Genomic DNA, 19,158 nt, shown 5'->3' with positions numbered 1-19,158 from the left:
ATGTTTTTAAGAAAACCATTTAAATATACTTTTTCTAATGTAACGCTGTATCTTATAGGAATAAATGTCATTGTTTATCTTGCAGGTACTTTGGGTTTGCGTTTTATTGTAAAGGGAATTCCATTTGATATAACCCATATTTTCAGTGCGAATTATATCATAATGCGTATTTTTAATTTTTACTGGCAGCCGTTTACTTACATGTTTGTTCATGCAAACATAACCCATCTTGTTTTCAATATGATAGGTCTTTTGTGTTTTGGTTATGCGGTAGAAAAAGCCATTGGTTCCAGAGAATTCCTTCTTTTTTATATTTTTTGCGGAACTTTAGACGGAATAATTTCTATTATCGTTTATGCAAATACAGGATTACAGTATGTCTGGCTTATGGGAGCCAGCGGTGCCATTTATGCAGTATTATTTGCCTATGCAGTAATTTTTCCAAGAAACAGGATTTTTATCTGGGGAATCATTCCTGTCCCGGCACCTCTTCTTGTTCTTGGTTATGCAGTTATCGAATTTTTAAGTCAGTTTAACTTCAGGGCTGGAGATAATGTGGCTCATCTTACACATTTGGTGGGCTTTATATTGGCGTGGCTTTATCTTTTGGTAAGAATGGGAGTTCACCCGATACGTATATGGAAAGACGCTTACTTCCGTTAATAATTTTAGTTTTTTCCGCTTTTTCAGTATTTTCACAGGCACCGTCCCAGATTGATCAGTTAAGGATTCAGGTTTGGGCAGATTTAGATCCTTTCCCCGGAGTTTTTTCTGAATCAGAGTCTGAAACGGCAGAAACAGAAACAGAAGCGGAAGCGGAAAAAGAATCGGAAAGTGCTGCATTAAAAGAACAAAACCTTAAAGAAAAGATTTTTCATCAGAAATTTGATTTTGCCATTGATCGTACTAAAGAAATTTCTCCTTTTTTGATTGCCGGAATGCTGGACGGCTGGTCTTTTGAATATACACCTTATGATAAAACCCGCAGGGTGGATGAATACTGGGAATTCAACCAGCTGGTTCCTTTTAATAAAGATGTTAATCAGCTTACGTTCAATAGCCCTAAAGTTGAGGAAGACCGGCTTGTGTGCTGGGTTTACTGTAACCGTACGGAAAGTCAGAAGCGCAATTATAAAGCCTGGACATCTATAGTTCATCCCCATATTCACGGAAAGGGGACCGGTAGTGTTCAGGACGGCTTTAAGGGAATACAGGATGCGGTATCGGAAGCGGCAAAAAATGCCGTAAGGGATTACTGGAGAATTTACATTAAAAATAAACCAAAAGAAATTTCAGGAAAAGTGTTACTTATCAGGGATCCGCGTATTTATATAAGTAGCGGTCAATATGTTGTTGACCTTGATTTTTTCCTGGAAACTGATAGAATAGTTTCATACAACTACTATTAAGTTAAGGAGGCTCTTATGAAAAAGATTCTTACATTGATTTCAGTAGGTTTGATTGTAGTTGCTGCAGCTTTTGCTCAGTCTGCCTCAAGCGGTTTTATTGAAAGTTCCGACAGTTATGCAGATACTTCGACACAGACAATTCAGATCGAGGATAAATACGGAGACTTGCATCCAAAGGCTAAGTCTTTGAAGATTGAACTTGAGTATACTCCGCTTACTGGTGAAGTTCGTCTGTATTACACTTGTCTTGCAGCCGGATATGACCAGGGTGAAGCAATGAATACTGCCATGGCCGTTTATGAAGATTTTGCTGCTGATAATAAATACAAGCATTATTCTTATAAAGGAAAGGATAAAACCAAGTACTTTAAGAATGAAAGCGGCATGAGAATGGCAACATACAGTTCGTATGTAATATTTACCAGGTAATTTTTCAGCTGTTATGCTGAGTGACGGTGGTTTGGAGATTACTCAGCCACCGTTTATTTTTTTAAAGGATAAATAAAAATGATTGATGTTAAAAACTTGATTAAAAACCTTCATCCGCTGGAAACAAAGGTTCTTTTGAAATACGGACTTAATGATGAACTTACATCGGCAAAACTTCAGAAGGATCTTGGTTATAAGGAAGGTCATGCAAATCAGGCATTCAGTTGGCTTTCTGGAAAGGAACTGCTTTCAGAAGTAAGCCGCACTCCAAAAACTTATTATGAAATTACTGATTTTGGTAGAAAAGTTTTAAGTGAAGGTTTTGCAGAAGAGAGAATTGTTGATTATCTTAAGGCTAATGGTGCAAAAACACTTCCAGAAATTGCAGCAGCTCTTAATATAGAAAATAAAGATGTTGGATCTGCATTTGGTCCTTTAAGTAAAGACGGTGTTCTTTCTATGAATTCAGAAAAAAAAGCTGAATATACCGGAAAAGAACTTCCTGCCCGCTTTACAGTAGCAAAGGCTCTTATTGAAAAAGCTTCTAAAGCAGAAAACGGTCAGCTTGATGCTGCAAACCTCAGTAAAGAAGAACTTGAGGTTATGTCAGGGCTTACAAAGAAACGCGGAATTTCGGAAACTCCGTTTAAAACTATTGAACGTGAAACTGTAGCATATAAACTTACACAGGCATTTAAGGAAGTTGTGGATGCCCTTAAGTCTGCCGGAATTACAGGTAATGAAATCGGAGAAATTACTCCTTCAATGCTTGCAAGCGGTGAATGGAAAAAGGGTACTTTCCGCGGATATAATATTTCAATTCCGCCGGCACGTATTATTCCTGGACGTACAAATCCTTATGTTCAGTTTCTTGAGAGTGTAAAAGACAAGCTTTGTTCTCTTGGATTTCAGGAATTTGACGGTCCGCTTGTAGAAACAGAATTCTGGAACGGAGATGCCCTCTTTATGCCTCAGTTCCATGCAGCCCGTGATATTCATGATGTTTACCGCTTGAAATATCCGACACATGCTAAAGAAATTGAAGAACCATATTTGAGCAACGTAGCTGCCGTTCATAAAGACGGTGGTAATACAGGAAGCCGCGGATGGAACTATAACTTTGATCATGAGTTTACCCGTCGTCTGATTATGCGTTCTCAGGGTACTGTTCTTTCTGCACATCAGCTTCATAAGGCAGAAATTCCAGGTAAATACTTTGGTATTGCACGCTGTTTCCGCTATGATAAGGTAGATGCAACTCACTTAAGTGACTTTTATCAGACAGAGGGAATTATTCTTGGTGAAGATGCAAATCTTCGCAATCTTCTTGGTATGCTTAAGATGTTTGCTACGGAAATTGCAGGGGCTGAAGAAGTAAAATATGTTCCTGGATACTTCCCGTTTACAGAACCTTCTATTGAAGTTCATATTAAGCATCCTAAACTTGGCTGGTTTGAACTTGGTGGTTCTGGTATTTTCCGTCCTGAAGTTACAAAGGCTATGGGAATTGATGTTCCTGTTCTTGCATGGGGTATCGGTATTGACCGTATGGCACTTATGGCCCTTGGATTGAATGACCTGAGGGAGTTGTTCTGTGAAGATATAGAACGTGTACGTTTAAGAAAGGCTAAATTCTAGGATAACCCTGAGTGCCCTAACACTCAAGAGTGTCCTGCACTCAGGCATACCGGCGCTTGCTGCGGCACTCGCAAGCTTGATTCCGGTATGTTTGTGAGGACATCGAACGTGTTCGTTTAAGAAAGGCTAAATTCTAGGCTGTATGAGCGGTTGCTGCATTATCTGTGGTAACCGCTTTTTTATTTTAAAATTTAGATTTTTGTCCGAAAATGCAATATGTTTAAAACAGATGAATACAGGAGGCGGTTATGAATAAGAAGTTTTTTATTTTAGCATTTTTGGTTTCACTGGCAGCTGTAAATTCATATGCCTATGATTTTGGATTTCGTGCAGAAGCCGGAGTTGATGTCAGTCTGATGAATTTCTACACCTATGAAGATGTAAGCTTTAAGATTCAAAGTGATAACAGAGTGGGTTTTGAGGCTGGTGTACGTCTTATGGAAAACTACAGATATGTTCCTCATCTGTATACAAATCCATTTATTCAGCTTGATGTAAAGAACTGGTATCTCGGAGGCGGACTTATGCTTCCGTCAACGCTTCAGGACAGTTCAGATATTTTGTGGTTTGCAAGAACCGGTGTTATGGTCGGCAACTGGAATATCGGAAGAGGAACAGCAGCAATAGATATTGGTTTTGAAATTTCACCGACAGTTTATATTGCCGATACAGATGATGGTCTTGGTGATGTTTTGGGTACCTTCTTTGGAACACTCTTTAACATTCCTAAACTGAATATTGGTTTTTCTTATTATTTTCCTATGAAGGATTCCAGGAAAAAAACAGTAAAAGCTCCAGAGCCTGTAGAAACACCTGTTGCAGAGCTTGAGGCAGGGGGTTCTGCTGAATAGGCATGTTGGCTGGTATTGAAAATAATTCTCAATAACAAAAAATTTCTGTTTGTCTAGCTAAACAGATGGTTTTATGTCAAAAGTAAGTTTTTTTACCAAACTGTGTCCTTCCCTGAAAGTTTTCTGCCTCAAATCTATCACAACGTTTGCCTTTTGTATGCAGGGCTTGCGGTTTGCTGACATGAGGCAGACAAGTTTCTATTGATTTACCTATGAATAAAGTCTTTGAATCTTGGAAAATGAAAAAATAAGAAGAATATTTCAGAAAGCAAGTCAAGCTTGTTTTTTGAAATGAAATTAAACCTTGGGGCAAAACAAGGTAGCTGTTGTACGCGGCTTTACGCCGCGTGAAATAGCAATCACCGACACTGTTTTTATTTGACAAGAAGTTAGCATATATGCTAACATAACCTATGTACAGAAAAGTAACGTTCTATACAACTTCCGACGGAAAATGTCCTGTTGTGGAGTTTATAGATTCTCAACCAGTAAAAGTAGCTCAGAAAATAGCATGGGTTCTTAAGGCTGTTCAGGAAATTGAAAAAGTTCCAAAAACATACTTTAAGAAATTATCAGATACCGATTTCTACGAAGTCAGAATTGAGTTGGGTGGAAATATTTATCGGCTGCTAGGATTCTTTCACAATGGAAATATTGTAATTCTTACAAATGGTTTCCAAAAGAAGACTCAGAAAACACCGAAATCTGAAATAGAAGTTTGTGAAGCAAGAATGAAAGATTTTTTGAAAAGGAGTAAAGAAAATGGCAAATAAAACATTTGATTTAGATGATTATATTTCTCAGCGTAAAGAAAAAGATTCAGAATTTGCAAAAAATTTTGATACAGGTTATGAAGAATTCAAAATCGGTATGATTATAAAAGAAATGCGACTAGAGAGCGGAATGACACAAGAACAGTTGGCAGAAAAACTTGAAACTAAGAAAAGCGTTATTTCGCGAATGGAAAATCATTCCGAAGATATCCGATTATCTACCCTTCAAAAAGTTGCATCTGTATTTGGAAAACAGCTTAGAGTTGCAATGTTGTAAAAAAATTGTCATAACAAAATCACAACCGACCCTGTCAAACGGGTGGTTTGCTCTTAGCCTATAAGGCTAGGGTCTTAAGCTGAGACTTAAGTCCCACGCTTTCACATATCACATACGTTCAAGCCTATTGCAGCTTGGCACCCGCTGGCTCTTAAAGAGCCTTTTGTATGCAGGGCTTGCGGTTTGCTGACATGAAGCAGACAAATTTCTATTTGTATCACTACGCTGCAAACAATCCGATTAAGTATATCGACCCAACAGGTAGGGATGATGATATACCTATACTCCATTTAATAGGAGAAATAGAAGGATATCCAGAAACAGGTGATACAGAATGGCGTGCTGCTAATGATCAAGTATTTATCGATGCATGTAATAACTATAATTCAAAATACAATTTATCAGAAGGTGATGATGGTTATGTCTCTCCTCGAATGTTAAAAGCACAGGCAATGGTTGAATCAGGTGGTGCAAATGATAAGGATGCTTTTTTAACGGATCCGTTGCAAGTTAATAATTATGATGATTGGGTTCCAGAAAAGGCAAGAATATGTGGATTAACACGTGGTCAAGAAATGACACCAGAGACAAGTGCGGCTGCAGCTTTGGAATGGCGAAGATACAAAGGATATATACATGACAATAATGGAAATGAAACTGAGTGGGAAGGAGATTGGAAAGCAAACTATGATTATAATGGAAACCGAAGACCAGCACCAGATGGTTCTGATAGAGAACATCGAGAATGGTATGCAGATCGAGAACAGGAGTTATCGCAATGAAAAATAAAATAGTATTTTTTATTTTCGTTCTAATAATGAATATAAGTTGTTTGTCAAATAGTAACACTACATTGCAAAGAAAAATTCTTACGAAAGAACCTGGGTATTTTTCATTGGAAGATGATTTTATGATTTTGGGTAAAATTCAAAATTATACAGTTGCATATAATCAGCATTTTTGGGGAAACAACCGAATGACAGGAAGAATAATTATCTTTGAGAATGGGGAACCTATCGGTTCATATGGTGGTATAAATGATATACCAATAGTTAAAGATCAATGCCTTATATTTCTAGAATACAGAGAACAATATGGAAATACGATAGATTTAAGTTCGGGCATACCGTCTAAGGTTTATTTAGATGGAGAACATTTTTCTTTTGAATATTATTAGGGAGTATTATTAATTTATAATAATATCTCCTTCCGGTCTAGCACTGCAGTGCATGACATCTGAATGAAATCTGCAAATTATTTTCCTATGAAGAATTCCAGGAAAAAAACAGTAAAAGCTCCAGAATCTGTAGAAACACCTGCTGCAGAGCTTGAAGCAGGGGGTTCTGCTGAATAGGCATGTTGGCTGGTATTGAAAATAATTCTCAATAACAAAAAATTTCTGTTGTTGTTCTGAAATTTTTATATAAAGTAAAAAAAATTTTGAAATGCTCCTTTCTCTGATTTATAATTACATACAGAGGGAGAAGATGTACATGAAAAAATTTTTACAAAGCCTTCAATTCAGATTAATTGTTATTGTTCTGACCATCTTTATTGTTTCTAACATTATTCTGGTTTCTGTTTCATTAAATATTTCTACGTCAACAAATGAAGCTACGGTTTCTGAGCTCTTGAATGCCGTAACAGATTCTGCTGCCGGAAAAATCAAAGGCGAGACTGAAAAGCAGTTTCGTATGATTACGGCACTTGCTGAAATGGATGTGTTGAAAGACGAAAGTGTACCTCTTATTGAAAAATGTCAGCAGCTTACTCGTATTGCAAAGATTGATCCTTCAGAATACGAAAATATTGGTTTTTATGACCTGGAAGGACATAGTTATACTGCTGCCGGTCAGCCTATTCAGTTGCAGAGAGCTTATATAGATGCTGCTGCCCGGGGTGAGCGGTATGCAGCTGATCCGGCAATAAATCCTGTAACAAATATTTTATTTCAGATATATGCAGTTCCTGTTTTTGATGATTCTCATAAACCTGTAGGATGTTTAACGGTTAATGTTCTTGGAGAAGTTCTTTCTAAAAAAATAGAACAGGTTACTTTTGGAACATCAGATTCGCATATTCAGGTTATAAACAGAACCAGCGGGCATACGATTGCTTCCAATGTTTTTGAACAGGTTCTTCAGTTTCAGGATGTAAATGAAGATGCTGATGAAGGCATTAAGCCCGTACTTAAAGATCTGATGAATGCAAATACCGGTATTGGAGAATTTGTTAATCCTGCAAACGGTATGAAAATGCTTGCTGCATATCGTCCTGTTCCTGGAACAAACTGGTCTGTTCTTGGTGTCTGCGGTCGTGATGATTTTTACAGCGGCATTGATCGTATGTCAACTTTGATTGGAACCATAGCAATTGTTATGATGATAATAGCATTTGTCTGTGTCGGTGCAACAATGTCCATCAGTCTTAAGCCGCTTAAGCGTGTAAAAAATGCAGTTGATGATGTTGCTTCTGGTGATGCTGATCTTACAAAGCGAATTGAAAATAAAGGAAATGATGAAATATCTGATGTAGTAAAAGGCTTTAACAACTTTATGGTTAAGCTTCAGGAAATTATCGCACAGATAAAACTATCTAAAGAAAAATTGGGTACAGCCGGTGTAGATCTTCAGGCAAGTACCGAGGATACGTCTTCTTCAATAACGGAGATTATAGCAAATATTGAATCAGTACATAATCAGATAACCAATCAGTCTCACAGTGTTCATGAAACTGCAGGTGCCGTAAATGAAATTGCATCTAACATAGAGTCTCTTGAACATATGATAGAGAAGCAGAGTTCCGGAGTTTCTGAAGCTTCGGCTGCTGTAGAACAGATGATAGGCAACATACGTTCAGTAAACTCTTCTATGGAAAGAATGTCTGATTCGTTTAATGAACTTACTACAAATGCACAGAATGGTCTTCAGGTTCAGCTTGAAGTAAGTGAAAAGATTGAACAGATTAAAGTTCTGAGTGAAACTCTTCAGGAAGCAAATATAGCAATTGCAGCCATTGCAGAACAGACAAATCTTCTTGCAATGAATGCAGCTATTGAAGCAGCACATGCTGGTGAAGCGGGTAAGGGATTTGCTGTCGTTGCAGATGAAATCAGAAAACTTTCTGAAACTTCTACACAGCAGTCAAAGACTATTGGAGAGCAGCTTACAAATATTCAGAATTCAATAATGTCTGTAGTAGGAGCCTCTGAACAGTCAAGTGAAGCATTTAATTCTGTTTCTAATAAAATTAAAGAAACAGATGAGCTTGTACGTCAGATAAAAGCTGCAATGCAGGAGCAGAATGAAGGTTCTCAGCAGATAAGTGATGTTCTTCATGTCATGAATGATAGTTCTCTTGAAGTACATACTGCAGGTCAGGAAATGGCAGAAGGTAATAAAGCTATTCTTGAGGAAGTCCGCAATCTTCAGGATGCAACGGGAGTTATGGAAGACAGCATGAAAGAAATGTCTGTCGGAGCAAAGAAGATTAATGAAACTGGCGAAGCTCTCAGGGGAATTGCACAGCAACTTGAAACTACTATTGCAGAAATCGGAAGTGAAATTGACCAGTTTAAGGTTTAATAATAATTTCTGAGTCTTAAAAACAAAGGGGCTGACCAAAAAGTATGAGTCATTGCCACACTCGTCACCCTGTCATTGCCGTGTTCGACAGTTTGTCATTGCCGCACTTGATGCGGCAATCTCATGCAGAGGGATTTTCGGGTCGCGCCCGAAAATGACACTCCCCTGTCATTGCCGTGCTTGACACGGCAATCTCTTGTATTGTAACTAAATAGATTTTCGGATCGCGCCCGAAAATGACACTTTTTGAGCCCGAAAATGACACTTATAAAAAGTTGTTGACAGCACGAAAATGACACTTTTTGAACTTTTTGGACAGCCCCCTTTTTTATGCCTGAACCTGATTTACAAGTTCTTTGTTCTGTTCAAAATCCTTTATGTTCTGCAGTGTTGTTTCGCTTATGTTTTTAAGGGCATTTGTCGTAAGAAATGCCTGATGTCCTGTTATTATTACGTTAGGGAATGTAAGCAGTCTTGCAAGAACATCGTCTGTCATAATGTCAGTGGACCAGTCGCTGAAGAAATATTTGCTTTCTTCTTCGTAAACATCCATTGCAATTCCGCCGATGTGCTGATGTTTAAGTGCATGAACCAGAGCCTTTGAGTCTATAAGAGCACCGCGTCCTGTGTTGATTATGACTGCATCTTTTTTCATCATTTTCATTGTGTCATGATTTACAATGTGTTTGGTTTCTTCCGTAAGCGGGCAGTGAAGACTGAGAACATCACTCTGTCTGAAAATTTCTTCCAGAGAAACATATTCTGCACCGGTTTCTTTAGCCCATTCTTCATTAGGGAACGGATCATAAACTATGATTTTCATTCCGAAAGCTTTTAAAAGACCTGCCATGATGCGGCCGATTTTTCCTGTACCGAGAACACCAGCTGTAAGTCCGTGAAGGTCCCGTCCTGTTAATCCTTCAATGTTGAAGTTTGCAGTTTTTGTGCGGAGGTATGCCTGTGGAATATGACGGGTAAGAGCCATAAGGAGAGCGATGCCATGTTCAGCTACTGCATAAGGAGAGTAGGCTGGAACCCGTACAACTTTTATTCCGGCAGAAGCAGCAGCTTTTAAATCTACGTTGTTAAAACCTGCGCATCTTAATGCAATCAGCTTTACTCCGTATTCTTTCAGGCTGTTTATAACCTGTGCATTTACTACGTCATTTACAAATACACAGACTGCATCAAAGCCTTGAGCTGTAATAACAGTGTTTTCATTCAGTTTGAATTCATGGAATGCAATCTGAAAATTAAAGTTTTTGTTTGTTTCTTCAAATGATTTTTTGTCATAAGAATGTGTGTCGTAGAATGCAATTTTCATTTTTCCTCCTGGCAGCATACGTTTTTTGTCATGCTTTCTTACTATAAAAAATACTATATTTTTTTTGAGAGTGCCACTGTTTTGTTTATATAGGGCATCTCTAGAAATCCACTAATGTGTATTTCTAGAGAATGCCGACGAGTTTTAAGTCGTTGTAATGTCACGACTTAAAACATCGCTCTTTCAGAGTTATCTCTAAAAATTGCAATTTTTAGAGATTCCCTATATATTTGAATTATAATTGTTCTACTGGAGTTTTTATGAAAGAAAATATTAGAGAAAAAACTATTATAAGAACAAGTATTGCCGGTGTTCTTGTTAATATTGCACTGTCAGCATTTAAAGCTCTGGCCGGGTTAATGTCACATTCTATTGCCATAGTTCTTGATTCTGTAAATAATCTTAGCGATGCACTTTCTTCAGTAATTACAATTATTGGAACTAAACTGGCAAATCGTCCTGCAGATAAAAAGCATCCTTTTGGTCATGGACGTATCGAATATCTTACGTCAATGATAATTTCTGTAATCATTCTTTATGCAGGAATTACAGCTTTAGGTGAATCCATTAAAAAAATTTTTAAACCGATAATTCCTGAATACAATAAGGTTGTACTTATAATTATTGCTGTTTCTGTTGTAGTAAAAATTTTTCTCGGACTTGCATTTAAGAAAATCGGAACAAAAGTGAATTCTGATTCACTGGTTGCTTCTGGAGAAGACGCCCTGATGGATTCAATTATCTCTGTTTCTACAATTGCAGGGGCTGCTGCCTTTATTCTGTTTAATTTTTCTGTTGAGGCATACCTTGGTGCAGGAATATCTTTCTTTATCATAAAGTCCGGCTGTGAAATGATTCGGGAAGGAGTCAGTTCAATATTGGGAGAAAGAATCGACAGCTCTTTTGCAAAAGAAATTAAGCATACGATTGTTGAAGTTGATCCTGAGATTCAGGGGGCTTTTGATCTTATATTGAATAATTATGGACCGGACAGATTGCTGGGGTCAGTTCATATAGAAGTTCCATCTACCTGGACTGCGTCTAAGATTGATGTTGTTACGAGAAAAATTCAGGAAGTTGTAATAGAAAAGCATTCTGTTGTGCTTACGGGAATCGGTGTATATTCAGTTAATGTTGATGATGAACACGCCATGAGTATCCGCAGCAGGATTGCTCATGTGGTTATGAATCACAGTAATATTCTTGGTATGCACGGTTTTTATCTTGATGAAGAAAATAAAAAAATCAGCTTTGATGTTATCGTCTCTTTTAATTCAAGAAATATGAAGCATCTGTTTGAACATGTTGTTGATGATGTTCGTAAAGAATTTCCTGATTATAAAGTTGATATTAATATGGATACTGATGTCAGTGATTAAGTAAAAAAAAAATCACACTGAAACTTTTTTATACAGAACAGGTTCAGTGTGATTCCTTTATAAAGACATGAATTTTTAATTCAGCACTTCTTCTGCTGCGAGCACAGCATTTCTTACACATTCGCTGCATTCACATAAAACTTTTCCGGTTTTAACCCCTTTGAGTTCATTGCAGATTGTTGCACCGCATTTGTTTTTAAAACTGCTTAATATCTGTTTTGAAAGTCTTACTGTTCCGTTTCCTTTTGAGCGGAGTCCTGCAATTATTGATGCTCCGATTAATGCACCGCAGGTTGCTTCCATTGTTCCCATGCCTACGGCAAAGCCGGCTGTAATCTGGCTGAGGGTTTCTGGCGGTAAGTCAACTGTGTCTGCAAAAACTGATGCAACAGCCTGACAGCAGTTACACATTCCGCTGGATTTTAACATTGCAGCTTTGTCTGCTCTTTCCTGTGCAGTCATATTTAACCTCTGGTTTTATTTTGATAAGGGATTGAGAATTCCTTTATGTTCGTTTGTGGAAACTGCATTGTGTGAGCCGCATGAATGTGATGAAGAACCGCAGTTGTGTTCATGACCTTCTCCGTGGTGAGAGCATTTGACATCAGGATTATATTTAAGGTTACCGTTTAAGAAAGCGTTTACTGCATCATCAGCGTTTCCGTTTACACCGCCAAAAAGTTTTATTCCGGCTTCTGCAAGTGCTGCCTGTGCACCTCCGCCGATTCCTCCGCAGATAAGTACATCAACGCCTGCTGTTTTTAAGAAACCTGCAAGAGCTCCATGACCCTGTCCGTTTGTAGAAACAACTTCTGACTTTATTATTTTGTTTTCTTCTGCGTCATAGATTTTAAACTGTTCAGTATGACCGAAATGCTGGAAGACTGAATCGTTTTCAAAAGTAACTGCAATTCTCATAATGTGTACTCCTTTCTTTTTTAAGCTTTGAGGTATTTTTGGTTTTTTACTCAATTGCCATGAACCGCCTGAAATAACAAGACGCTTTCCGTTTAGAAGACAGTCTGCAACTTTTTTTCGTGCTGATTCATATAATGCGGTAACAGTTGTTCTTGCTACATTCATTCTGGCAGCACATTCTTCCTGTGTAAGTGAAGCACAGTCTAAAAGCCGGATTGTTTCTAATTCATCCAGAGTCATGTTTATGCATTCTCCGGTACAACCTTCTTCCGGAATAAAACTCCAGAATTCTGGCAGGGAATTAATCTGTCTGCATCTGACGGGGCGCGGCAATCTGACCTCCATTATTATTGACAAATGTCATTTATGATAATCTACGGATATTTCTGACATTTGTCAATAATTAAAAGTTAAGAATCCTGCTGCTGTTTTATAAGCAGTTCAACTTCTTCTTTTGTTATGGGAATATTTTCATCACTTTCTTTTGAAGCTTTTTCTATCTGTTCTTTGGACCAGAGTCTGCCTTTGTTCATTCCGGGACAGTCTGCGGCACATTCATTCCAGGTGGTTTTATCTGCAATCATCCAGGACCAGAATGGATAAGCCGAGCATTGTACAGGACGGGCTTCATAGGCTGAGCAGCCGTTGTTCCAGAGAATGCAGTCGTAATTCTTTTTTTCAAATAAAGCCAGGACGGTTTTGCCTTCATAGTATCCGGCCCAGCGGCAGTATTTTTTTACAAAAACATCTATGTTCAGATTGAAGTGAGTGCAGAGAGTAAGCAGGTCTCTTTTTGAAAGATACACAAATCCTGGTGAGTGACCGCAGCAGTAAGAGCAGCGCTGGCATTCAAAATGAAGTCCGTTATCGTAAAATTTGTTTTCCATAATTTTATAGATGATATCACTAAATTTAAAATTTTGAATATGCTTTTACATGACATTCTATTTCAGATGCGGTATTATTAAATTATGGAATTTACTAAAGTCGGTGACGGCGCTTTAAGGCTTACAGGTCCTCAGAAAGCAGCAATCCTGCTGTGTGAAATCGGAGCATCTCCAGAAGGACATAGTGTTGCCAGTACAATATATAAAAAACTTAAACTCAAGCCGCAGCAGGTTAAACGACTTACGGAAGAAATATCGGCTCTTGGTGAATATAATCCGGATAATGAAAAAATGGTAAAGCGGGAAAACTCTGTTCTTGAATTTTTTTATGAATGGGGAAAGAAAAAAGGTTTTGCCGTAAAAGAACTTAGTGATTTTGAAACTGCCAGACGTACTAATCTTGATCCGGATTATATAAAGAAGCTTCGTGATAATCCGGATATTGTAACAAACGTTTTAAAAAGCTGGCTTGATGAATAGTTAATTCTGTTCAACTAAAACATCTGTCATACCGTCAACAGCCCCTGAACCTCCGCCTTCGCCTGGTCTGGCTGTGCTGTCCTGTATCTGTAAAGCTTCAGCAGGAGACTGATCTGCCGGCAAACCGGCGTCTTTTTTTGAAGAACAGCATCCTGCAAATATTAAAAGTATGCTGCCTGTAAGAAGTAATTTTTTCATTTTCATCTCCTGCTGAAATTTATTTATATCTGAAGTTCTCCGTTTTTTAATACGGTAAATTCAGTTTTATCGCTGTATGAAATTACGATTGTAGGATTACGGACAACTCCGTCAAAATGAATGAGTGCATTACCGTCACCGTCGTAATTTTCTCCGATTGCAAAGTGACAGGTACGGAATGCTTTTTCGTCTTCAAGCATGTTGCCTGTAATTGTTGCATTAGGATTAAGTCCTATACCCAGTTCTCCGATTCCACGGGCATTTTTTGCATAGAATTCCCCCTGTCCTTTTGGAAGAGTTCCTTTGCTTTCCATTTCTATGGCAGCTTTTTCGGCAGCTGTAATATCCTTTAAAAGACGCTTAGCTTCTTCTCCGCCGGAAATATCTGTGATGTATCCGTTTTCTATTCTTACATCAATCGGTGTCTCGAGAATTGAATCTCCGTCACTGAAAGTCATGCTTCCGTCATAAACAATACGGCCGTGGGTTTTTCCGACAACTGGACTTATAAACACTTCTCCTGCAGGAATGTTTCCGCCGGTACCAGGTTTTGAAAAATCACCGTCGTCTGTAAGTCCCTGTCTTCCTTCTACATTAATGATGACATCGGTTCCTCCAGGAGCCGTAACATGTACGCTTACTGCATTTTTGTATTTTTCGCAGATTTTTTTGCAGCGCTCAGCCAGAAGTTTGTAATCAATCTGTACGGTTCTGTTGAACATATCCTGAGTAAGTCCCGGTGTCCATACGGCACGCATGGTCTTTTTTCCGTCCATAAGATAATCAAAGGTACTGTCGTAAGATTTTCCGTCTTCTGTTTTATACGGATTTGCCTGGGCTTCTTTGTCTTTGCCAAGTTTTACGGCACTGATAGAAAAACATACGTCCGGTTCTGATTTTATTGCACCTACAACAGCTGCTTCTGCTGCATCCATTGAGGATTTTTTCTGCTGGAATATAAGAGTCGGCTTTGCACCGCTTTCGCAGGCAGCAGTATATAAATCCTGAGCAATTAAATTAGTTTCAGGATTTGCGATAATTAAAACTGTTTCTCCTTTTTTTATTTTACAAACATCTTCTACAACTGTCTGAGCCGGTGTTTTTTCTTTTGGTGAAAATATACTCATAATGGCTTCCTTAAAATTATATTTTTAGAAATACCATATACTTTAGTTGACTGTATTGTCAAATTCATCCTGAATAAGGATTATTACATCTTCACTGGAATTTTTACGGCTTGTAAAATTAAGGGTGACAGTATCACTGGAGGCAACCCCTGCATAGTGAATCTGGAAGCCGTGAGGCCTTAATGCTGACAGATTATAAGTAGTACCGTTGACGCGTACTGAGCCTGGATAAGATTTGTTTTTATAGATTGCAGGACCCAGTTGTGATGAAACTCCGGTGTCAGAAAGTACATAGTCAGAGGAATAAATATCAAGGGCATTCATTACGCTGGTGAAGGTATCTTCTGTTATTGATCCGCCTGCATCCTTATTAAGGGTTGGCAGGTCATTGGCAGCGGCAAAATCATTTCTGAAGGCACAGGCCTGAATGAATCTTCTGCGAAGCTGGTTTGCAGAAAGATTTTCTCCTGTAAGTTCATAGATTGCATTTCTTATGGAATCCATACCGGTATATTCATTCTGGCTGATTAAGCTTACAAGTTCCGGTCCGCCAAATTCACGGGCAAGCCAGGCTCCAAAAGCATATGCTGTTGAATAGGAATATACTGTAAGATCGTCAGTGCGGTATTCATCAATTCCCGAAGTAAAATAGTAGGAATTGAATGCAGGAAAGCGTGCACCCCACGGAGCATCATCTTCACTTACTCCAAGCCCTGTGGCAAACATATCTTCGGCAAGCATGGAAAGCATTTCGTTATACCAGGTTTCTACAGAGCCGTAATCTTTCTGATTATAATTGATCATGTGCTGGAATTCATGGAAGAGGGTAGTAAGGGCTGTATCGCTGGCAATGGAGTTACCTTCTGAATCTTTAACTCCAGCATATTTGACGGAGTTAAGGTCAACAGAGCTTGAAGAACTTACGTAGTTGCAGAATGATGAGTCCAGATAGAAGTATTTTCCTTCATTAGAATATTGAGCCATTGTCGTGCTGTTTGATGCAGGAACCCAGTAATCTTTTGAATAAAAATATCCGACTACACCGCTGGTGTTGTCATCTTTGTAGTCATTACCGATATCGTAAATTACGATATTTACAAGGGAACCTGTAGGACTGTCTCCATCTTTCATTTCGGTTTCAGATATATAGCCTGAGCCTGAAGAAGTTTCGTGAATAAGGAGTTCGCCTTCTTCACCAAATACTGCGCGTTCATGGTTATAAAGGCTGGCAAATTTTTCTGCTATGTATTCAGCGACTGCGGTGTTTACATATTTACCGCTGGCAGAGTTTGTTGTTGTATATCCGGAGACTACCCATACAAGGCAGAAAGAGTTTTTTGCGTAAAGCGTGGCGGTTTTTTTTGCAAAGCTGGATATTGAAGAGTTTGTATCAACAAATATTGATTTTGTTTCACCTACAGTAAAATCACTGGCGCTTACAGTTGAAAATCTTGGTTCAGTTATAACAGCAGAACGATCACCGGAGGCTGTGACTTTTCCCATATCTGATTTTGGAATGAAGTGTTTTATTGCAGGTTCTTTAAGTTCTGTATCTTCATATGTAACTTCTTCTGCATCAGCTGTTCTTGCTGTTATTCCGGAGGTAGAAGTGTTTAATCCTGTGGAAGAAGACAGATAGCGCAGGTTATTGGAGCTTACAGTTGATGAAGAACTTTCATTATAGTTTACGTAAAGAATGGTTTTTCCCTTAACGTTTTCAAGGGTAATTGTATTTGCTGAACCTAAAGTTTTTACAAAATCTGTATCTTCGTCACTGGCATAGTATTCAGTAGTTTCGTTTTCAGTAAAATCAAGAAAACCACAGCCCGAAAAGGTAAACAGGCCTGCTGCAAGAAGGATTCCTTTTGAATAAAGATTAAATATTTTCATGTCTAACTCCGTAAAAAATATTTTCTATTAAATTATATCGCAAAATTTTCTCCGGAGCATAATATTTTTACAGATTATGCAATTTTGAGAAAATCTTCCCCCTGATTTTAGAACATGGTACTTTGATTTATGTTACGGCTTTCTTTATTTACTAAACTGACTTTCTCCTCTAAAATAGGAATATGGCTAAAACAGTAGACGATAAGAAAATTATTTACACGATGGATCGCGTTTCCCGCGCGTATGGAACAAAAGTTGTTTTAAAGGACATAAGCATTTCATATTATTATGGTGCAAAAATCGGTGTCATTGGTGAAAACGGTGCCGGTAAATCTTCTCTCTTTAAAATCTTTGCGGGAATTGATACTGAATATACAGGAGAAACCCATCTTGAAAAGGGATATTCAATGGGTTATCTGGAGCAGGAACCTTATCTTGAACCTGGCAAGACTGTAATGGAAATCGTTAAGGAAGGCGTAAAACCTATAACAGACCTTCTTGAAGAATTTGATAAAGTAAATGAAGCTTTTGGTGATCCAGATGCTGACTTTGATAAATTGTGTGCCCGTCAGGCTGAACTTCAGGAAAAACTTGATGCAGCAGATGCATGGAATCTTGATGCTAATCTTGAACTTGCAATGGATGCTTTACGCTGTCCGCCGGCAGATCAGGTTGTAGACGTGCTTTCCGGAGGTGAACGCCGCCGTGTTGCACTGTGCCGCCTTCTTCTTCAGCAGCCGGATATTCTTCTTCTTGATGAACCTACAAACCACCTTGATGCAGAAACTGTTGCTTGGCTTGAGCGTCATCTTCAGAATTATCCTGGAACAATTATTGCTATTACTCACGACCGCTACTTCCTTGATAATGTTGCAGGCTGGATTCTTGAAATGGACCGTGGTGAAGGTTATCCGTTTAAGGGTAATTATTCTGAATGGCTTGAAGCTAAAGAAAAGAGAATGGCTCTTGAAGAAAAGCAGGCTTCAACCCGCCGCCGCGAAATGCAGGAAGAATTGGAATGGATTCATGCAGGTGCTAAGGGACGTCAGGCTAAACATAAGGAACATATCACTAAATACGAACAGCTTCTTGCTGAAGAATCAAAACGCATTCAGCTTAAGGATACGCAGATTTCAATTCCTGCAGGACCTCGTCTCGGTAATGTAGTTATTGATGCAGAAAAAATTACAAAGTCTTTTGATGACAGAGTGCTTTTTGAAGACCTTGATTTCCATATTCCGGCTGGTGCTGTTGTGGGTATTGTCGGACCGAACGGTGCAGGTAAGACAACTCTGTTTAAAATGATTGCAACTGCTGCCGGTCAGAAGGTTGAACTTCCTGACGGAACTCTTGGTGAAGAAAAACCTGATTCCGGAAATATTAAAATCGGAGAAACAGTAAAGCTGGTTTATGTTGATCAGATGCGTTCCAAGCTTGATATGAACAAGACGATTTATGAAACTTTAAGCGGCGGTTCTGATTTAATAAAGCTTGGTGCTGTTGATGAAAAGGGTCGTCCGCTTAACGGAGGTGTCCGCGAAATAAACGCACATGCTTACTGTTCATGGTTTAACTTCTCAAGTGCAGAGCAGAATAAAAAGATAAGCGTACTTTCTGGTGGTGAACGCAACCGCCTCAACATGGGTCTTATGTTTAAGGAAGCTGGAAACGTTCTTCTCCTTGATGAACCTACAAACGATCTTGATATTGCAACAACCCGTTCTCTTGAAGAAGCAATTAATTCATTTGCAGGTGTCGTTCTTGTTGTAAGCCATGACCGCTACTTCCTTGACCGTATCTGTACACATATTCTTGCCTTTGAAAATAATTCAGAAGTTAAATGGTTTGAAGGTAACTGGAGTGAATATGCCGAGTGGCGCAAGAAGGAACTTGGCATTGATGATGATCATCCTCATAAGACAGTTTACCGTAAGCTTACAAGATAAATTCTGCGTCAGGCTATGGAGCCCCTGCGCAGCAGTCCCTGAGAGGGG

At 38.6% G+C, this 19,158-nt stretch carries 20 protein-coding genes; 13 read left to right on the top strand and 7 right to left on the bottom strand.

Annotated features, from left to right (window positions below; genetic code table 11):
• The 10 genes from HNP77_RS05710 (at position 1) to HNP77_RS05665 (ending at position 8,961) form a co-directional block, all read left to right on the top strand.
• Positions 1-663, top strand: coding sequence for a rhomboid family intramembrane serine protease (locus HNP77_RS05710; protein WP_184652212.1), 663 nt, complete (start codon positions 1-3; stop codon positions 661-663).
• Positions 639-1,409, top strand: coding sequence for a hypothetical protein (locus HNP77_RS05705; protein WP_184652211.1), 771 nt, complete (start codon positions 639-641; stop codon positions 1,407-1,409). The genes HNP77_RS05710 and HNP77_RS05705 overlap by 25 nt, the downstream gene beginning before the upstream one ends.
• Positions 1,410-1,424: 15 nt before the next feature.
• On the top strand, positions 1,425-1,838 hold the full coding sequence (locus HNP77_RS05700) for a hypothetical protein (RefSeq protein ID WP_184652210.1): 414 nt from the start codon (positions 1,425-1,427) through the stop codon (positions 1,836-1,838).
• Between the two features lie 81 nt (positions 1,839-1,919).
• Entirely contained in the window at positions 1,920-3,476 is a 1,557-nt protein-coding gene (gene pheS / locus HNP77_RS05695; protein ID WP_184652829.1) for a phenylalanine--tRNA ligase subunit alpha, read from the top strand.
• A 248-nt stretch (positions 3,477-3,724) separates the two neighbouring features.
• Positions 3,725-4,327, top strand: coding sequence for a hypothetical protein (locus HNP77_RS05690; protein WP_184652209.1), 603 nt, complete (start codon positions 3,725-3,727; stop codon positions 4,325-4,327).
• Between the two features lie 413 nt (positions 4,328-4,740).
• Positions 4,741-5,100, top strand: a complete 360-nt coding sequence (locus tag HNP77_RS05685) for a type II toxin-antitoxin system RelE/ParE family toxin (protein ID WP_184652208.1) — start codon at positions 4,741-4,743, stop codon at positions 5,098-5,100.
• Positions 5,090-5,377 (top strand): helix-turn-helix domain-containing protein, encoded by a 288-nt coding sequence (locus HNP77_RS05680; protein ID WP_184652207.1) that lies wholly within the window; start codon positions 5,090-5,092, stop codon positions 5,375-5,377. The genes HNP77_RS05685 and HNP77_RS05680 overlap by 11 nt, the downstream gene beginning before the upstream one ends.
• Positions 5,378-5,568: 191 nt before the next feature.
• Positions 5,569-6,159, top strand: coding sequence for a hypothetical protein (locus tag HNP77_RS05675; protein WP_184652206.1), 591 nt, complete (start codon positions 5,569-5,571; stop codon positions 6,157-6,159).
• Entirely contained in the window at positions 6,156-6,554 is a 399-nt protein-coding gene (locus HNP77_RS05670) for a hypothetical protein (RefSeq protein ID WP_184652205.1), read from the top strand. Before HNP77_RS05675 ends, HNP77_RS05670 begins: the two co-directional genes overlap by 4 nt.
• 316 nt (positions 6,555-6,870) lie before the next feature.
• Positions 6,871-8,961 (top strand): methyl-accepting chemotaxis protein, encoded by a 2,091-nt coding sequence (locus tag HNP77_RS05665; protein WP_343042528.1) that lies wholly within the window; start codon positions 6,871-6,873, stop codon positions 8,959-8,961.
• A gap of 328 nt (positions 8,962-9,289) precedes the next feature.
• On the opposite strand, the gene HNP77_RS05660 is transcribed toward HNP77_RS05665, so the two are convergent.
• Complete coding sequence (locus HNP77_RS05660) at positions 9,290-10,285, bottom strand: 2-hydroxyacid dehydrogenase (protein ID WP_184652203.1); 996 nt, start codon at positions 10,283-10,285, stop codon at positions 9,290-9,292.
• A gap of 260 nt (positions 10,286-10,545) precedes the next feature.
• Here HNP77_RS05660 and HNP77_RS05655 point away from each other — a divergent pair, with 260 nt between their 5' ends.
• Entirely contained in the window at positions 10,546-11,664 is a 1,119-nt protein-coding gene (locus HNP77_RS05655) for a cation diffusion facilitator family transporter (RefSeq protein ID WP_184652202.1), read from the top strand.
• Positions 11,665-11,739: 75 nt separating this feature from the next.
• Here HNP77_RS05655 and HNP77_RS05650 read toward each other — a convergent pair whose 3' ends face one another.
• The 3 genes from HNP77_RS05650 to HNP77_RS05640 form a co-directional block, all read right to left on the bottom strand.
• Positions 11,740-12,126, bottom strand: a complete 387-nt coding sequence (locus HNP77_RS05650; protein ID WP_184652201.1) for a C-GCAxxG-C-C family protein — start codon at positions 12,124-12,126, stop codon at positions 11,740-11,742.
• Positions 12,127-12,141: 15 nt separating this feature from the next.
• Positions 12,142-12,915 (bottom strand): NifB/NifX family molybdenum-iron cluster-binding protein, encoded by a 774-nt coding sequence (locus HNP77_RS05645; RefSeq protein ID WP_184652200.1) that lies wholly within the window; start codon positions 12,913-12,915, stop codon positions 12,142-12,144.
• Between the two features lie 77 nt (positions 12,916-12,992).
• Positions 12,993-13,469, bottom strand: a complete 477-nt coding sequence (locus tag HNP77_RS05640) for a YkgJ family cysteine cluster protein (RefSeq protein ID WP_184652199.1) — start codon at positions 13,467-13,469, stop codon at positions 12,993-12,995.
• A gap of 84 nt (positions 13,470-13,553) precedes the next feature.
• Between HNP77_RS05640 and HNP77_RS05635 the strand changes: the two genes are divergently transcribed.
• The gene (locus HNP77_RS05635) at positions 13,554-13,949 is read left to right on the top strand and encodes a hypothetical protein (RefSeq protein WP_184652198.1); all 396 of its coding nucleotides are present in this window, start codon (positions 13,554-13,556) and stop codon (positions 13,947-13,949) included.
• On the opposite strand, the gene HNP77_RS05630 is transcribed toward HNP77_RS05635, so the two are convergent.
• The 3 genes from HNP77_RS05630 to HNP77_RS05620 are packed head-to-tail and all read right to left on the bottom strand — an operon-like array spanning position 13,950 to position 17,164.
• The gene (locus HNP77_RS05630; protein ID WP_184652197.1) at positions 13,950-14,147 is read right to left on the bottom strand and encodes a hypothetical protein; all 198 of its coding nucleotides are present in this window, start codon (positions 14,145-14,147) and stop codon (positions 13,950-13,952) included.
• A gap of 23 nt (positions 14,148-14,170) precedes the next feature.
• Positions 14,171-15,274 carry an aminopeptidase gene (locus HNP77_RS05625; protein WP_184652196.1) on the bottom strand — a complete coding sequence of 368 codons (1,104 nt, stop codon included), beginning with the start codon at positions 15,272-15,274 and terminating at the stop codon, positions 14,171-14,173.
• A 42-nt stretch (positions 15,275-15,316) separates the two neighbouring features.
• Positions 15,317-17,164, bottom strand: coding sequence for a M30 family metallopeptidase (locus HNP77_RS05620; protein WP_184652195.1), 1,848 nt, complete (start codon positions 17,162-17,164; stop codon positions 15,317-15,319).
• 182 nt (positions 17,165-17,346) lie between these two features.
• Here HNP77_RS05620 and ettA point away from each other — a divergent pair, with 182 nt between their 5' ends.
• Entirely contained in the window at positions 17,347-19,110 is a 1,764-nt protein-coding gene (gene ettA, locus HNP77_RS05615) for an energy-dependent translational throttle protein EttA (RefSeq protein WP_184652194.1), read from the top strand.
• The last annotated feature ends 48 nt before the right edge of the window (positions 19,111-19,158 follow it).

It is taken from the genome of Treponema rectale, assembly GCF_014202035.1.
In the GTDB taxonomy this organism is placed as follows: domain Bacteria; phylum Spirochaetota; class Spirochaetia; order Treponematales; family Treponemataceae; genus Treponema_D; species Treponema_D rectale.
The sequence above is the reverse complement of the archived record's forward strand: the minus strand, read 5'-3'. Positions and strand labels throughout refer to the sequence as shown.

Excerpts from the sequence above, each read along its gene's own strand:
- HNP77_RS05635 (WP_184652198.1), top strand. The coding sequence starts at position 13,554 with ATGGAATTTACTAAAGTCGGTGACGGCGCTTTAAGGCTTACAGGTCCT.
- ettA (WP_184652194.1), top strand. The coding sequence starts at position 17,347 with ATGGCTAAAACAGTAGACGATAAGAAAATTATTTACACGATGGATCGC.
- HNP77_RS05655 (WP_184652202.1), top strand. The coding sequence starts at position 10,546 with ATGAAAGAAAATATTAGAGAAAAAACTATTATAAGAACAAGTATTGCC.
- HNP77_RS05630 (WP_184652197.1), bottom strand. The coding sequence starts at position 14,147 with ATGAAAAAATTACTTCTTACAGGCAGCATACTTTTAATATTTGCAGGA.
- HNP77_RS05680 (WP_184652207.1), top strand. The coding sequence starts at position 5,090 with ATGGCAAATAAAACATTTGATTTAGATGATTATATTTCTCAGCGTAAA.
- HNP77_RS05665 (WP_343042528.1), top strand. The coding sequence starts at position 6,871 with ATGAAAAAATTTTTACAAAGCCTTCAATTCAGATTAATTGTTATTGTT.
- HNP77_RS05675 (WP_184652206.1), top strand. The coding sequence starts at position 5,569 with ATGAAGCAGACAAATTTCTATTTGTATCACTACGCTGCAAACAATCCG.
- HNP77_RS05670 (WP_184652205.1), top strand. The coding sequence starts at position 6,156 with ATGAAAAATAAAATAGTATTTTTTATTTTCGTTCTAATAATGAATATA.
- HNP77_RS05640 (WP_184652199.1), bottom strand. The coding sequence starts at position 13,469 with ATGGAAAACAAATTTTACGATAACGGACTTCATTTTGAATGCCAGCGC.
- HNP77_RS05625 (WP_184652196.1), bottom strand. The coding sequence starts at position 15,274 with ATGAGTATATTTTCACCAAAAGAAAAAACACCGGCTCAGACAGTTGTA.
- HNP77_RS05620 (WP_184652195.1), bottom strand. The coding sequence starts at position 17,164 with ATGAAAATATTTAATCTTTATTCAAAAGGAATCCTTCTTGCAGCAGGC.
- HNP77_RS05710 (WP_184652212.1), top strand. The coding sequence starts at position 1 with ATGTTTTTAAGAAAACCATTTAAATATACTTTTTCTAATGTAACGCTG.
- HNP77_RS05685 (WP_184652208.1), top strand. The coding sequence starts at position 4,741 with ATGTACAGAAAAGTAACGTTCTATACAACTTCCGACGGAAAATGTCCT.
- HNP77_RS05705 (WP_184652211.1), top strand. The coding sequence starts at position 639 with ATGGAAAGACGCTTACTTCCGTTAATAATTTTAGTTTTTTCCGCTTTT.
- HNP77_RS05700 (WP_184652210.1), top strand. The coding sequence starts at position 1,425 with ATGAAAAAGATTCTTACATTGATTTCAGTAGGTTTGATTGTAGTTGCT.
- HNP77_RS05650 (WP_184652201.1), bottom strand. The coding sequence starts at position 12,126 with ATGACTGCACAGGAAAGAGCAGACAAAGCTGCAATGTTAAAATCCAGC.
- HNP77_RS05690 (WP_184652209.1), top strand. The coding sequence starts at position 3,725 with ATGAATAAGAAGTTTTTTATTTTAGCATTTTTGGTTTCACTGGCAGCT.
- HNP77_RS05660 (WP_184652203.1), bottom strand. The coding sequence starts at position 10,285 with ATGAAAATTGCATTCTACGACACACATTCTTATGACAAAAAATCATTT.